The sequence below is a fragment of the Ensifer sp. genome, from assembly GCF_035999135.1.
GTDB lineage: Bacteria > Pseudomonadota > Alphaproteobacteria > Rhizobiales > Rhizobiaceae > Ensifer.
Genome location: NZ_DASYGZ010000096.1, coordinates 1 through 14671, shown reverse-complemented (window position 1 = coordinate 14671; position 14671 = coordinate 1). Strand labels below are relative to the sequence as shown.

The 14671-nt window shown below is 61.6% G+C and carries 17 protein-coding genes; 11 read left to right on the top strand and 6 right to left on the bottom strand.

All coding sequences use genetic code 11. The features are described 5' to 3' along the window. Positions 1-388: 388 nt before the first annotated feature. Positions 389-1579 carry a cystathionine beta-lyase gene (locus tag VGO12_RS11235; protein WP_327512829.1) on the top strand — a complete coding sequence of 397 codons (1191 nt, stop codon included), beginning with the start codon at positions 389-391 and terminating at the stop codon, positions 1577-1579. An 87-nt stretch (positions 1580-1666) separates the two neighbouring features. On the opposite strand, the gene VGO12_RS11230 is transcribed toward VGO12_RS11235, so the two are convergent. Both VGO12_RS11230 and VGO12_RS11225 read right to left on the bottom strand, forming a co-directional pair. Beyond that, entirely contained in the window at positions 1667-2833 is a 1167-nt protein-coding gene (locus VGO12_RS11230; RefSeq protein ID WP_327512828.1) for an FAD-dependent monooxygenase, read from the bottom strand. An 8-nt stretch (positions 2834-2841) separates the two neighbouring features. Next, on the bottom strand, positions 2842-3087 hold the full coding sequence (locus VGO12_RS11225) for a zinc-finger domain-containing protein (RefSeq protein ID WP_327512827.1): 246 nt from the start codon (positions 3085-3087) through the stop codon (positions 2842-2844). Positions 3088-3255: 168 nt separating this feature from the next. On the opposite strand from VGO12_RS11225, the gene VGO12_RS11220 reads away from it, so the two are divergent. The 8 genes from VGO12_RS11220 (at position 3256) to VGO12_RS11185 (ending at position 10217) form a co-directional block, all read left to right on the top strand. Next, a complete protein-coding gene (locus VGO12_RS11220) occupies positions 3256-4041 on the top strand; it encodes an alpha/beta hydrolase (protein ID WP_327512826.1) in 786 nt (261 codons plus the stop codon). A gap of 139 nt (positions 4042-4180) precedes the next feature. Beyond that, a complete protein-coding gene (gene cysE, locus VGO12_RS11215) occupies positions 4181-5008 on the top strand; it encodes a serine O-acetyltransferase (protein WP_113537658.1) in 828 nt (275 codons plus the stop codon). Between the two features lie 99 nt (positions 5009-5107). Beyond that, a complete protein-coding gene (locus tag VGO12_RS11210; RefSeq protein WP_034796738.1) occupies positions 5108-5311 on the top strand; it encodes a DUF3126 family protein in 204 nt (67 codons plus the stop codon). 276 nt (positions 5312-5587) lie between these two features. Then, positions 5588-5944, top strand: coding sequence for a phasin family protein (locus VGO12_RS11205; protein WP_327512825.1), 357 nt, complete (start codon positions 5588-5590; stop codon positions 5942-5944). 234 nt (positions 5945-6178) lie between these two features. Beyond that, complete coding sequence (clpS, locus tag VGO12_RS11200) at positions 6179-6532, top strand: ATP-dependent Clp protease adapter ClpS (RefSeq protein ID WP_043622145.1); 354 nt, start codon at positions 6179-6181, stop codon at positions 6530-6532. 9 nt (positions 6533-6541) lie between these two features. Beyond that, positions 6542-9058, top strand: a complete 2517-nt coding sequence (gene clpA / locus VGO12_RS11195; protein ID WP_327512824.1) for an ATP-dependent Clp protease ATP-binding subunit ClpA — start codon at positions 6542-6544, stop codon at positions 9056-9058. A gap of 80 nt (positions 9059-9138) precedes the next feature. Then, positions 9139-9876, top strand: a complete 738-nt coding sequence (locus tag VGO12_RS11190; RefSeq protein WP_327512823.1) for an AzlC family ABC transporter permease — start codon at positions 9139-9141, stop codon at positions 9874-9876. Further along, on the top strand, positions 9873-10217 hold the full coding sequence (locus VGO12_RS11185; RefSeq protein ID WP_327512822.1) for an AzlD domain-containing protein: 345 nt from the start codon (positions 9873-9875) through the stop codon (positions 10215-10217). The genes VGO12_RS11190 and VGO12_RS11185 overlap by 4 nt, the downstream gene beginning before the upstream one ends. Positions 10218-10297: 80 nt before the next feature. On the opposite strand, the gene VGO12_RS11180 is transcribed toward VGO12_RS11185, so the two are convergent. Genes VGO12_RS11180 through VGO12_RS11165 form a run of 4 tightly spaced genes read right to left on the bottom strand, consistent with a single transcriptional unit; the run spans position 10298 to position 13136 of the window. Then, positions 10298-10714 carry an HIT family protein gene (locus VGO12_RS11180; RefSeq protein WP_327512821.1) on the bottom strand — a complete coding sequence of 139 codons (417 nt, stop codon included), beginning with the start codon at positions 10712-10714 and terminating at the stop codon, positions 10298-10300. 24 nt (positions 10715-10738) lie between these two features. Further along, positions 10739-11926 (bottom strand): GNAT family N-acetyltransferase, encoded by a 1188-nt coding sequence (locus VGO12_RS11175; RefSeq protein ID WP_327512820.1) that lies wholly within the window; start codon positions 11924-11926, stop codon positions 10739-10741. Between the two features lie 4 nt (positions 11927-11930). Further along, a complete protein-coding gene (locus tag VGO12_RS11170) occupies positions 11931-12656 on the bottom strand; it encodes a glycerophosphodiester phosphodiesterase (protein ID WP_327512819.1) in 726 nt (241 codons plus the stop codon). A gap of 12 nt (positions 12657-12668) precedes the next feature. Next, complete coding sequence (locus tag VGO12_RS11165) at positions 12669-13136, bottom strand: RidA family protein (protein WP_327512818.1); 468 nt, start codon at positions 13134-13136, stop codon at positions 12669-12671. 145 nt (positions 13137-13281) lie between these two features. Here VGO12_RS11165 and VGO12_RS11160 point away from each other — a divergent pair, with 145 nt between their 5' ends. Both VGO12_RS11160 and rpsB read left to right on the top strand, forming a co-directional pair. Next, positions 13282-14109 (top strand): cell envelope integrity EipB family protein, encoded by an 828-nt coding sequence (locus tag VGO12_RS11160; RefSeq protein WP_327512817.1) that lies wholly within the window; start codon positions 13282-13284, stop codon positions 14107-14109. 184 nt (positions 14110-14293) lie between these two features. Next, positions 14294-14671, top strand: a 378-nt coding sequence (gene rpsB / locus VGO12_RS11155; protein ID WP_327495171.1) for a 30S ribosomal protein S2, incomplete at its 3' end; no start/stop codon positions are given.

Genomic DNA, 14671 nt, shown 5'->3' with positions numbered 1-14671 from the left:
CCCCATGACAGCAGCGCCAACGAGAGCTGTCAGAATTCTTTTTGCCATTTTTAGAACCTTTTTCTGTTGTCGTTAGTTCCCGTCTGCAGCAGCGCATCCCAGGCGCGTGCAGCCTCCGCCACCCTCCTGGCGCGAGTGCCGGCTATCTCATGCTCAAATTCCATGAGGGTCAAGAGAGGCCGCCGATTTTCTGGTTTTGCATGTGAAAAACTTAAAGTGCGCCAGAAAGTTAGGCAGTTTTGAAGGGTAGTGGGCAGGCGCTGTGCGAAAAAGCGCCAAATGCGGGTCCGCGGCCGCCAAAACGGCTTTCGCCAATTTTTGCCACTTGACCGCGGTTGAGGTGCGCTTGAAGAGTTTCACTTTCGAAATTCTGAAAGCGGAACTTGCAATGGCAGACAGTGGCAATGTGAACGGCAAGGCGGGCATCAACACGCGGCTTGCCCATAGCGGCAACAATCCCTCCGACTACTTCGGCTTCGTCAATCCACCGGTGGTACACGCATCCACGGTGCTGTTCCCGAACGCCAGGGCGATGGAGACACGTGCCCAGAAATACACCTACGGCACGCGCGGAACCCCGACGACGGATGCGCTTTGTGACGCCATCAACGAGCTCGAAGGTTCGGTCGGAACGATCCTCGTCCCCTCGGGTCTCGCGGCCGTCACGGTGCCGTTCCTCGCCTATCTGTCGGCAGGCGATCACGCGCTGATCGTCGATTCGGTGTATTTCCCAACGCGCCACTTCTGCGACACGATGCTGACGCGCCTCGGCGTGACCGTCGAGTACTATGATCCAATGATCGGTGCCGGCATCGAAAGCCTGATCCGCGCGAACACGCGCCTGGTTCACACCGAGGCGCCGGGCTCAAACACCTTCGAAATGCAGGATATCCGCGCCATCGCCGACGTCGCCCATCGTCATGGCTGCGTGGTGACGATGGACAATACCTGGGCGACACCGGTCTATTTCAAGCCGCTCGACCACGGCGTCGACGTGTCGATCCATGCGGCGACGAAGTATCCGTCGGGCCATTCGGACGTGCTCTTCGGCACAGTTTCTGCCAATGCCGCCCATTGGCCGGCCCTGACCGAAGCGATGGTGACGCTCGGCGTTTGCGTTTCGCCCGATGACAGCTACCAGATCCTGCGTGGTCTCAGGACCATGGGCATTCGCCTCGAACGCCACCAGGAGAGCGCGCTCACCCTTGCGAAGTGGCTCGAAACCCGCGACGAGGTCGCGCGTGTCCTGCATCCGGCCCTGCCGAGCTTCCCTGGCCATGAACTCTGGAAACGCGATTTCTCCGGCGCGAGCGGCATCTTCTCCTTCGTGCTCAAGGCTGAAAGCCCCGACCGCTTCAAGGCCAAGGCCCACGCCTTCCTCGACGCGCTGAGGCTGTTCGGGCTTGGCTATTCCTGGGGCGGGTTCGAGAGCCTCGCGCTTCACGTCGGGCTTGGCGATCGGACCGTGGCTGTGGCTCCGACGGAAGGTCCGGTCCTTCGCCTGCAGATCGGTCTCGAGGACGTGCCGGACATCCGTCGCGATATCGAGGCGGGATTGGCAGCGGCGAACGCCGTCTAGGCTTGAGCGGCGCCGTGGTGATCCGCGGCGCCGTTTCACTGTTCTCGGCGGTTGCCCTCGAGGTCTCCGAGCGCTCTTGGCGCGGCGTCAATCGTGTTTGTCACCGTAGCCGTACAGCCAGTCGAGATCGGCCGCGAGCGCTTCGGCCCCCTTCAGCTTCAAGACCAGATCGCGGCCAAAACGGAGCGGGCCGCGGGCATGGTAGGCGAAATGATTGAAAGCGGCGCGACGACGGACCCGGGCGATGCGCGGACGGCGGGCGGCTTCAAATTTCTTCAGGGCCTGCGGAACGTTCACGTCGTCCGACAGGACATTCGCGAGTTCGAAGGCATCTTCGATGGCCATGGCCGCACCCTGTGCCGCAAACGGTGTCATCGCATGGGCAGCGTCGCCGATCAGCACAAGCTTTCCGCCATCCTGCCAGGCGCCGTCGTCGACCGTGCACAGAGGCCAGTAGGTGGGCGAGGCGGCCGTCTCAAGCAGCCCGCGGATGCGGGCGTTCCAGCCGGCAAAGGCATTCAGGCAGTCGCGGTGACGCTCATCCGATTCCTTGCCGACCCAGGCCGCGTCCGTCTCCTTGCCCTCGATGATCGCGACCAGATTGTAGCCGTCGACCTCGCGTAACGGGTAGGCCACGAGATGGGCGCGCGACCCGACGAAGGCGGTGACCTGATCCGGGTTCAGGAGGCCGGCCGCCGCACGGCGCTCGACCGTCATCCTCCAGGCGATATTGCCGGAAAAGCGGACGCGACCTGCGCCGCGCACGCTGTTGCGCAGTCGCGACCAGATGCCATCGGCGCCGATCACCACATCTGGAACACGGCCAGTCAGTTTCTCGATCGTGTCGTCGTCCGGCGCGCCGATCTCCTGGCCGAGGTGGAGGCGGCAGCGCGGTTCGGCTTCGACTGCCGAAAGCAGGATCTTTTGAAGGCTGGCGCGGTGCATGACCGCGTAGGGCGCATGCCAGCGGCGACGCGCAAAACTCCCGGCCGGAACATCGGCGAGGGGACGCAGCGACTGGCCGTCGACGAGACCGATGCGTTCGGGTTCGATCCAGTGGCTCTGGAGCCCAGTCAGCAGGCCGAGTTCGACGAGGATGCGCGAGGCATTCGGCGACACTTGCAGGCCGGCGCCGACCTCCGTCAGCGCCGTTGCCCGTTCGATGATATCGACGTCAAAGCCGCGCCGGGCGAGGCACAGCGCGGCGGTGAGGCCGCCAATGCCGGCGCCGATGATCGCGACGGGGCGCGACATGTCCGCGTTCAGGCGGCCTTGTGTGCGAAGAGACAGCCGGGAGGATTGGTTTCGGTCGCCTTAAGCTTCGGATTGTAGCGGTAGAGCGTGGAGCAGTAGGAGCAGACTTTCTCGTTCTCGTCGCCCATGTCGATGAAGATATGCGGGTGATCGTAGGGAACGGATGCGCCGGTGCACATGAATTCCTTGACGCCGATTTCGATTGCCTGATGTCCGCCGTCATTCTGGAAATGCGGGATGCTGTGGCCGGCCATGTCATGCTCCGATGAATGCTAGTCTTAAAAGTTGGCGGCACCATAGTGAGCTTTGCCGCAAAAGTGTAGCGGCAAACACGTCGCATCTGTGGTTTTTGCCGCTGCAGGGTTTCGCTTGGCCGGACGACGAACTAGGTTGCCGCGGATCGATATGCCAGGATTTTACAGATGGATCTCAACCCGCCGCCATTTTCCCGCTTCAGCCACGAGGGCCTGGAGATCGCCTATTTCGACGAGGGCGACCCGTCGGGAGCGGCTGTCCTGCTCATCCATGGCTTTGCGTCCAGCGCCAACGTCAACTGGGTATTTCCCGGCTGGCTGAAGACGCTCGGGGATGCCGGCTACCGCGTGATCGCGCTCGACAATCGTGGCCATGGCAAAAGCAGCAAACCTTATGATCCGGAGTTGTACCACCCCCAACAGATGGCCGGTGATGCTGTAGCGCTTCTCGGGCATCTCGGCATCGCCGAGGCGCATGTGACGGGCTACTCGATGGGCGCGCGCATTTCGGCCTTCCTGGCCCTGGCGCATCCGCACCGCGTGCGCTCCCTCGTGTTCGGCGGCCTCGGCATCGGCATGGTGACGGGCGTGGGAGATTGGGATCCGATCGCCGATGCTCTGGTGGCGCCTTCACTCGAGGTGGTGACGCATGCGCGTGGCCGCATGTTCCGCGCCTTCGCCGACCAGACCAAGAGCGACCGTCAGGCGCTCGCCGCCTGTATCTCGACCTCGCGTGATCTGTTGACGCCTGAGGACATGGCGCGCATCGATGTGCCGACGCTGATCGGCGTCGGCACCAACGACGATATCGCCGGATCGCCCGAGGAGCTGGCTGCACTGATGCCCCATGCGCGAGCGCTCGACATTCCCGGCCGCGACCACATGCTGGCCGTCGGCGACAGGGTGTTCAAGAAGGCGGTGCTCGAATTCCTCGAAGAGGTTGGGCGCGGCTGATCGACCGAGGGTGGAGAGGGTCGCGAGCTTGCCTGCGGCGGGAAGCCGCGACCGGTGGCAGATCTCCGGATGGACCATTTAAGTCGCACGGGATTTCACCTATAGTGGCCGTGAGGATGCACGAGGAAGGAGAGCGACGATGGTCGCCAAGACGGAACTTCGCCAGACGGAAGCCTTGAAAGTCATGGACCCGATCTGGAACAGCCTGCGTGAGGAAGCCCGTGTGGCTGCCGAGCAGGATCCGATGCTCGCTGCCTTCCTCTATTCGACGGTGGTCAACCAGCATTCGCTTGAAGAAAGCGTGATCTACCGCATCTGTGAGCGGCTTGATCATCCCGATCTCCAGGCAAACCTCTTGCGCCAGACCTTTTCGGAGATGCTGGAGGACTGGCCGGAGTGGGGGACCATTCTGCGCGTCGATATCCAGGCGGTCTATGATCGCGATCCGGCCTGCACCCGCTTCATCGAGCCCGTGCTCTATTTCAAGGGTTTCCATGCCATCCAGACCCATCGCCTGGCCCATTGGTTGCTGAAGCGCGGTCGCAGAGACTTCGCATTCTACCTGCAGAGCCGCGCCTCGAGCGTCTTCCAGACCGACATCAACCCGGCGGCGCGCATTGGGCGCGGCATCTTCCTAGACCACGCCACCGGCCTTGTCGTCGGCGAAACCGCCGTCATCGGCGACAATGTCTCGATCCTGCATGGCGTGACTTTGGGCGGCACGGGCAAGGAAGGCAGCGACCGTCACCCGAAGATCGCCGATGGCGTGCTGATCGGCGCCGGCGCGAAGATCCTCGGCAACATCCATATCGGGCACTGCTCGCGCATTGCAGCCGGTTCCGTCGTGCTGAAACCCGTCCCGCCGAAATCGACGGTGGCCGGCGTTCCGGCAAAGGTGGTGGGCGAGGCCGGGTGCTCCGAGCCGTCGCGCCAGATGGACCAGATCCTGAGCAGCTTCGATATCTGAACGGAATGGAACCGGTGTGTTGCCGCTTTCGAGGGGTTTACACCCGCCGATGCAGCATGCGAGAAGCGCCGCACAGTTTAACGGCTACGGAGACGTATTTTGAAGCCCGAAGAAATCCGCAAGCTTGAAGCCTATTTCAAGCGCACCTTCAATCAGCAGATGGTCGTCAAGGCTCGCCCGAAGAAGGATGAGTCCGCTGAAGTCTATCTCGGTGACGAGTTCCTCGGTGTCGTTTTCCGCGATGAGGAAGATGGCGAGCTTTCCTACAACTTCTCCATGGCGATCCTCGACATCGACCTCTAAGTCGACCCGAGCGTCCGGATACAATAAACCCCGAAAATCCCCTGGGAATTTCGGGGTTTATTTGTTTTTCGGGGCTTTATATGCAGCGCTGGGCAATTGCTCGCTGCATTCATCTTGGCTTTTCAACGCGCAGAAGAATTTTTTCTTGCCGGCAGCGTTTCTTCATCAAGTTGTTGCATCCATTGTGTTTTATTGCGCCGCACACTCGTATTGACTTTTTGTGCAGTGCACATAAACTGAAGCCTCCAGATCAGGCCGTCACCAAGGAGACACCGGATGTTCAACTTCGACGATGCAAACAAGAAGAGCAAGGAAGCCATTGACGTGGCTGTGAAGAGCTATTCCGCTTGGACCAAGGGTCTCCAGGCAATCGCGACCGAAGCTGCCGACTATTCCAAGAAGTCGTTCGAAGACGGCGTCGCGCATGTCGAAAAGCTGACGAGCACCAAGAGCGTCGAGGCTGCCTTCGAACTGCAGACCAATTTCGTCAAGGCCAGCTACGAAGGCTTCGTCGCCGAAGCGACGAAGATCGGCGAAATGTATGCCGATCTCGCCAAGGACGCCTACAAGCCCTACGAAGCGCCGGTTGCCAAGGCCGCCGCTGCCGTGAAGGCCGCTGCCGCCGCAGCCTGATCACCAGGTTTCACCGTTTTTGAAGGCCGGTCGCAGCAGTGCGGCCGGCTTTTTCGTTTTCCGCTTAAGCTGTGCGCAGCCCAAAGAAAGTTGATCAATCTTGCGCGTGGTCGTGCGATTATGATTGCAGTGCGTCGGTTCGGTCTTAAAATCTGAAAACGAACCATTAGATAAAGGGCAAGCACGCTGCGGCCGATTTTGATGGGGCCGCTGCCGTACAAGGAACTGACAAGAATGATCGCCATGCCGGTCCGGATGCAGCAAGGTAGCGATGACGAGGGAAACGGCAACAACCGCAGCACGTCCGTCATCACCCGCACCAAGCCGAAGACCAAAAAGCCGAGTTTGTATCGTGTTCTGCTTTTGAATGACGATTACACGCCGATGGAGTTTGTCATCCACATTCTGGAGCGCTTCTTCCAGAAGAACCCGGAAGAGGCGACCCGCATCATGCTCCACGTCCACAATCACGGCGTGGGAGAGTGCGGCGTCTTCACCTATGAGGTCGCCGAAACCAAGGTGACGCAGGTGATGGATTTTGCCCGGCAACATCAGCATCCGTTGCAATGCGTCATGGAAAAGAAATGAGGAACTAACGTGCCAACATTTTCGCCCAGCCTTGAAAAGGCGCTGCACCAGGCACTGACTTTTGCCAACGAGCGCCACCACGAATACGCGACGCTCGAGCACCTGCTTCTGGCATTGATCGACGATGCCGACGCGGCGGCCGTGATGGGCGCCTGCAACGTCAATCTCGAGACGCTGCGCAAGACCGTGACCGACTATGTCGACAACGAGCTTTCGAACCTGGTGACCGGCTACGACGAAGATTCCAAGCCGACGGCGGGCTTCCAGCGCGTCATTCAGCGCGCTGTGATCCACGTGCAATCGTCCGGACGCGAGGAAGTGACGGGCGCCAACGTGCTGGTGGCGATCTTCGCCGAGCGCGAAAGCCATGCCGCCTACTTCCTGCAGGAACAGGAGATGACGCGTTACGACGCCGTCAACTTCATCTCGCACGGCATCGGCAAGCGCCCGGGCAGCTCCGAGTCGCGACCCGTTCGCGGTTCCGACGATCACGAGTCCGAGCAGAAGCCCGCACGCGACAACGAAGAGGCGAGCGCCAAGAAGCAGCAGGACGCGCTGACGGCCTATTGCGTCAACCTCAACGAAAAGGCGAAGTCCGGCAAGATCGACCCGCTGATCGGCCGCCATGCCGAGGTCAACCGGACGATTCAGGTTCTTTGCCGCCGCTCGAAGAACAACCCGCTCTATGTCGGCGATCCCGGCGTGGGCAAGACGGCGATCGCCGAGGGCCTTGCCAAGCGGATCATTGAAAAGAAGGTGCCGGAAGCGCTGCAGGACGCGACGATCTTCTCGCTCGACATGGGCACGCTTCTTGCCGGAACGCGCTACCGCGGTGATTTCGAGGAACGCCTGAAGCAGGTGGTCAAGGAACTCGAGGATTATCCGGGCGCCGTTCTGTTCATCGACGAGATCCATACGGTCATCGGTGCCGGTGCGACCTCCGGCGGCGCCATGGACGCGTCGAACCTCTTGAAGCCGGCGCTGTCTTCGGGTGCGATCCGCTGCATCGGTTCGACCACCTACAAGGAGTACCGCCAGTTCTTTGAGAAGGACCGGGCGCTTGTTCGCCGCTTCCAGAAGATCGACGTCAACGAGCCGACGATTGCCGATGCGATCGAGATCATGAAGGGGCTGAAGCCCTACTTCGAGGAATATCATCACCTCAAGTACTCGAACGAGGCCATCAAGGCCGCAGTCGAACTGTCGGCGCGCTACATCAACGACCGCAAGCTGCCCGACAAGGCAATCGACGTGATCGACGAATCCGGCGCGGCACAGATGCTGTTGCCCGCAAGCAAACGCCGCAAGCTCATCACCGAGAAGGAGATCGAGGCGACGATCGCAACGATGGCCCGCATTCCGCCGAAGACGGTTTCCAAGGACGACGAGGCGGTGCTCGCCAATCTCGAAAGGGAACTGCGCTCGGTCGTATACGGCCAGGATCTCGCAATCGAGGCGCTCGCGTCCTCGATCAAGCTGGCGCGCGCCGGCCTGCGCGAACCGAACAAGCCGATCGGCTGCTACGTCTTTTCCGGCCCGACCGGCGTCGGCAAGACGGAAGTTGCCAAGCAGCTTGCCACCTCGCTCGGCGTCGAGCTGCTGCGCTTCGACATGTCGGAGTATATGGAGCGGCACACGGTTTCGCGTCTGCTCGGTGCACCTCCCGGCTATGTCGGCTTCGACCAGGGCGGCCTCCTGACCGATGGCGTCGATCAGCATCCGCATTGCGTGTTGCTGCTTGACGAGATCGAGAAGGCGCATCCGGACCTGTTCAACATCCTGTTGCAGGTCATGGACCATGGTTCGCTGACCGACCACAACGGCAAGAAGATCGACTTCCGCAACGTCATCCTGATCATGACCACCAATGCCGGCGCGTCGGAAATGGCCCGGGCCGCGATCGGCTTCGGTTCGTCCAAGCGGTCGGGCGAGGATGAAGAGGCACTCAACCGCCTGTTCACGCCGGAATTCCGCAACCGTCTGGATGCGGTCATACCGTTCGCCTCGCTGCCCACCCCGGTCATCCATCAGGTGGTGCAGAAGTTCGTCATGCAGCTGGAAACCCAGCTTGCCGAGCGCAATGTCACTTTCGACCTTGCGTCCGAAGCGATCGCCTGGCTGGCCGAGAAGGGTTACGACGAAAAGATGGGCGCAAGACCCCTGGCGCGTGTCATCCAGGAAAACATCAAGAAGCCGCTCGCCGACGAAATCCTCTTCGGCAAGCTGAAGAAGGGTGGCGTCGTCCGCGTGACGATCGGCACCAAGGCCGATGGCACCAAGGGCCTGCTTCTGGATGCGGTTCCGGAGACAACGCCGATCAAGCCGAAGGCGGAAGTGTCCCGCCCGGCGATGAAGGCGGCGAAGCCGAAGAAGGCCGAGGAAAAGGAAGAGGTGGGCGCCGAGCCCACACCGAAGGCCAAGCCGAAGAAGGCGACCGCCAAGGCGTCGTCCGATGGCGATGCCAAGAGCGGTGACGCAGCGCCCCGAAAGGGACGCACGGTGCCGAAGGTGCCGCGCAAGAAGTAGACATCACTAGGATGTGTGACGGTGCCGGATGAACTCATCCGGCACCGTTTTTCTGAAAGAATGACAATCCGGAACAACTGATGACGAAGGAAGAAGACGAGCAATCCTCGCTCGCCTGGTTCGGGAAGGGCATGCGCGGCATCTTGAGCCTGCCGGCCTTCATCCTGATGCTGTCTTTCGTCGGCTTCTGTTCGCTGACGGCCCAGGCCGGAATTCCGGTCGAGCAGGTCGTCTTCATGGTCGGCATGGTCTGGGCATTGCCGGCCAAGGTCATTCTCGTCAGCTCGATGATGAGCGGCGCGGGGCTGGCGACGGCCTTCCTGGCGGTTTCGCTCTCTTCCGTCCGGCTGATGCCGATGGTCGCGGCGCTGATCCCGGAACTGCGATCATCGCGGACGCCGACCTGGCTGCTTCTCTTCCTGTCGCATTTCGTGGCCATCACCGCCTGGGTATTTGCGATGGAGAAGGTGCCGCAGGTGCCGCGCGAACGACGTGTCGCCTTCTTTGCCGGCTTCGGCATCACTCTCGTAGCGGCCAACATGCTGCTCGTTGCCGTCGTCTATCATTTCGTCGCCGACTTTCCACCGATCGTTGCCGGCTGTCTGTTCTTCCTGACGCCCGTCTATTTCCTGGCCTCGATCTGGCATTCGGCGCGCCATCCGATCGTCTATGTCGCGCTGCTGTTTGGTCTCATCGGCGGGCCACTGTTCTATTGGCTGCTGCCGGAGTTCGACATCCTGCTTGCAGGGCTCATTGGCGGCACGCTTGCATGGTTTTTCGAACGCCAATGGCGTCGACGCAGGGAGCTTGGCGCATGACATGGCAGGATGGTTGGTGGGCCTATGCCTTCATCGCGATCGCCGGGTGGCTCGCAACCGACCTCTGGCGCTGGCTTGGCGTCGTCGCCGGCAACAGGCTGCGTGACGATTCCGAGGCACTGAACTGGGTGAGGGCGGTCGCGACCGCCCTGGTGGCGGCCGTGATCGCCAAGCTCATCCTCTATCCGACCGGCGTGCTGGAGCAGTCACCGCTGTGGCTGCGTGTCGGCGCCGTCGCGCTTGGCGCGGCCGCCTTCTTCCTGTGCGGGAGGAAACCGGCGGTTGGGATCGCCACGGCGATTGCAGGTCTCGCCGCGGGCCTCTGGTGGCTGGGCTTCTAGCCTATCCTCCCGAAACAAAGAGCCGGCTGGGTGCCGGCTCAGCGTGATCATGGCAATTTCAGAGACAGGGTCGAAGGCGATCAGAGCGCCTGGCGGACCTTTTCGGCATTGGCGGCCAGCACCGCGCCGTCTTCCATCGTGCCGGAATGCGGCTTCAGCGGCACGCCGTCGCGGCGCGGAATGACGTGGAAGTGCAGGTGGAACACCGATTGGCCGGCGGGGGCTTCATTGAACTGCATGATCGTCACGCCGTCGGCATCGAAGGCATCCCTGGCGGCAACCGCCAGTTTCTGCACGGTGGCAATCAAGGCGGGCAGCGTTGACGCATCGGCGTCGAGCAGGTTGCGGGAAGGCGATTTCGGCACGACGAGCAGATGGCCCTCTGCCTGCGGCATCACATCCATGAAAGCGATCGTCGCGTCGTCTTCGTAGACGCGATGCGAGGGAATTTCACCGCGAAGAATCTTTGCGAAGATGTTGTTGGTGTCGTAGCTCATTGTTCTTCCTCGTGTTTTGATCGCTCAGTCGTCTTGCCGTGCACCTTTGCGGAAAGGACCGTGTTCGGCAAGGATCTCAGCCGTTTCCTCCACATCCCGGCGCTCCCGGTCAAGATAGTCGGATACCGCGCGCGCGAGCCCCGGATGCGTGAAGAAATGCGCCGAGTGGGTCGTGACCGGCATGTAGCCGCGGGCGAGCTTGTGCTCGCCCTGTGCGCCCGCTTCGACGCGTTTGAGCCCCCTGGCGATCGCAAAGTCGATCGCCTGGTGATAGCAGACCTCGAAATGCAGGAACGGGTGGTCCTCGATGCAGCCCCAATGCCGGCCGTAGAGCGCATCGCCACCGATGAAGTTGATCGCGCCCGCGACGTAGCGGCCGCCCCGACGCGCCATGACCAGGAGAATGTCGTCGGCCATGCGTTCGCCGATCAGCGAGTAGAATTTGCGGGTGAGATAGGGACGGCCCCATTTGCGGCCGCCGGTGTCCATGTAGAAGGCGAAGAACTGGTCCCAGATCGCTTCCGTCAGGTCGCTGCCGGTCAGACAGTCGATCGAGATCCCATTCTCGAGAGCGGCGCGGCGCTCCTTCTTCAAGGCCTTGCGCTTGCGTGAGGCAAGTGTTTCCAGAAAATCGGCGTGCGAGCCGTATCCGTCATTGGTGAAGTGGAACTGCTGGTCGGTGCGGTGCAGGAAGCCCGCCTGTTCGAATGCCGGCATTTCCGCCTCCGGCACGAAGGTGGCGTGGGCCGAAGAGGCATCGTGCCGGCGGGCAAGCTCCTTGAGGCCGGCGGCAAGCGCATCCTGGACGGGACCCTCGGCCTCGTCAGGCGCCACCAGCAAGCGTGGTCCCATCACCGGGGTAAAGGGCACGGAACTCTGAAGCTTTGGATAGTAGCGCCCGCCGGCACGCTCGAAGGCATCGGCCCAGCCATGATCGAATACGTATTCGCCCTGGCTGTGGCTCTTCAGATAGCAGACGAGACCGCCGCGCAATCGGCCATCGGCACCTTCAAGCAGCAGATGCTGTCCGAGCCAGCCCGTTTTCGCGGTTGCCGATCCCGACTCTTCCAGTGCCGAAAGATAGGCATGCGACAGGAAGGGGTTGTAGACGCCGCCGGGATGTGTCTTCGACGCACCGGACAGCGCGTTCCAGCGGGCGGCCGCTATATCGCCGAAGGACTGCGCTATGCGGAGGGTGACGGCGTCTGACATTGGCTCAGGAAACCAGTGCCTCCCGCGGATCGAAACCCTCGAAGGTCATCTGGTCCGCATGGGCGTAAGTGTAGGCCTCGGCCTGCCGGTCGCGTACCGTCCACGTGATGATCGTCTTGCCGAGCGTCTTCTCCTTGGTGATGAAGGAGTTCGGCAGGTGGCCGTAGTGGTAGGAGATGAAATCGAGCCCGAGTTGCATGGCCTCCTCGTGCACGAAGAAGGTTTCCGGATTGGCGCCTTCGGCCGTCAGCCCGAGCGGGTAGGGCGCGTCGAGCGCCTTCAGGTCCTTGAGCAGCCAATGATCGAAGCTCATCAGGGCGACATGGCCCTTGTAGCCTTCGAGCGTATCGAGCACGGCGGCGGCAAAGCCCTCGTCGTCACCCTTGCGCCCCTTGAGCTCGATCACGAGCGGCACCTTGCCGCCGACGAGACGCAGCATTTGTGTGAGTGTCGGCACTCTGTCCTTGGTGCCGCCGATCGCCATCAGCCCGAGTTCGCCGGCCGTGCGCGCACGCACGTCCCCCTTTATGCCGCACAGGCGCTGGGTGTCGTCGTCGTGGAAGACCACGGGGATGCTGTCGGCCGTGTATTGCAGGTCGCATTCGATCGCGAAACCGGCGTCGACGGCGCGGGTGAAGGCCGAAAGCGTGTTCTCCCAAACGTCCCTGTTCATGTCGTGATAGCCGCGATGGGCGACCGGTTGGGCTTTCAGCCAGGAAATGTCAGCCATGTCGGCACCCGGTCAGGCAATTTCGATGACGGCGTCGATTTCGACGGCGGCATTGAAGGGAAGCGATGCCATGCCGACGGCCGCCCGGGCGTGTTTGCCAGCTTCACCGAGCACGGTGGCGAGCAGGTTGGAGGCGCCGTTGATGACGAGGTGCTGCTCGACGAATTCCGGCGTCGAGGCGACGAAGCCGTTGATCTTCACCAGGCGGCGGATCCGTCCGAGGTCGCCGCTAAGGGCGGATTTCGCCTGCGCGAGGATGTTGATGGAGCAAAGTTCGGCCGCGCGCTGGGCGCGCGCAACGTCGACGTCCTTGCCGACGATGCCGGTCACGGCGACCTTGCCGTCCTCCATCGGAAGCTGTCCGGAAATGTAGAGCATCGAGCCGCTGATGACGTAGGGCACGTAGTTCGCGACCGGGGTCGCAGCCTGGGGAAGAGTGACGCCGAGTTCCTTGAGGCGCGCTTCGATCTCTGCCGACATGGAAAGCTCCATTGTTGTCTTTTGTGTTAAAATCCTGCATTCAGGCCGGATCGCGGCGGGGCGCCGGCTTTTCCTGCAAGCGCCGCCTCGCTTCTGCCGAACGCTTGTTTATAGCATTGCCGGCGAGTCCAACAGGAGGAAACGAATGTTTCGCAAAGGCTTCGGTCTCGTCACTCTCAGCAGTGCTGGTTTCGCCGTCATGGCGGCCACGGGCGCCACGGCGGCGAGCGCGAATGTCCTCGTTCCCCATCGCGCCGTCTACGACCTTGAGCTCAAGGATGCATCCGATCGTTCCGGAATTGCCGGAATGTATGGTCGCATGGTCTACGAATTCAATGGCTCGGCCTGTGAGGGCTATACGGTCAGTTTCCGCTTCGTCACCCAGGTCGATACCGGGGAGGAAGTGCGCCTGACCGACCAGCAGACGACGACCTATGAAGACCTGAAGACTGGCAATTTCCGGTTTCTGACCCGCTCCTTCACCGACGAGAAACTCGACAAGGAAGTGCGCGGCACGGCGCACGAGGAGAAGGCTGGCGTCAAGGTGGAGTTAACCGCGCCCGACAAGCGCGAGGTTGAGCTGGCGGCGAGCCGCTTCCCGACTGCCCACATGATGGAAGTGATCTCACGCGCCAAGAAGGGCGAAAGCCTTTTCGAGGCGCGTATCTTCGACGGCTCCGACTCGGGCGACAAGACGCTGATCACCTCGACCTTCGTCGGCAAGTCGCGCAAACCCACCGCAGATGAGCCGGATGCCGGCAAGGCGGGCAAGCTCAGCGGCGACAGCTACTGGCCGGTGACCATCTCCTATTTCAATGACGACAAGAGCGGCGATGCGCTGCCGATCTATCGCATGTCGTTCAAGCTCTACGACAACGGAATCACCCGCGACCTGACGATGGACTACGGCGATTTTGTCCTGAGCGGCAAGCTCGCGGACCTCGAAGTGTTCAAATCCGAGGACTGTAAATAGCCGATCCCGTCGAAAAGCGGGTTTCAAGGCTTGATTTCTCGGGCAGCAGCGGTTATGGGGCTGCCCATTCCACACGTGAAGCTTGGGATGTTCCGGGAGAAATCCGGATCGTTCCGCCGGTGGGCTGGTCGAAAGACCTTGCTCGACGCTTCGCGGAGGTTCAACCGGAAAAGGAGAAAAAGGCATGGCATTGCCTGATTTTAGCATGCGTCAGCTTCTGGAAGCTGGTGTTCACTTCGGCCACCAGACGCACCGCTGGAACCCGAAGATGAAGCCGTACATCTTCGGCGATCGCAACAACGTTCACATCATCGACCTCGCACAGACCGTACCGATGCTGTCGCGCGCCCTCCAGATCGTCAGCGACACCGTCGCCAACGGCGGCCGCGTTCTGTTCGTCGGCACCAAGCGCCAGGCTTCGGAAATCATCGCTGACGCTGCCAAGCGTTCGGCCCAGTACTACGTCAACGCTCGCTGGCTCGGCGGCATGATGACCAACTGGAAGACGATTTCGAACTCGATCCAGCGCCTGCGCAAGCTCGACGAAATCCTCGCTTCGGAA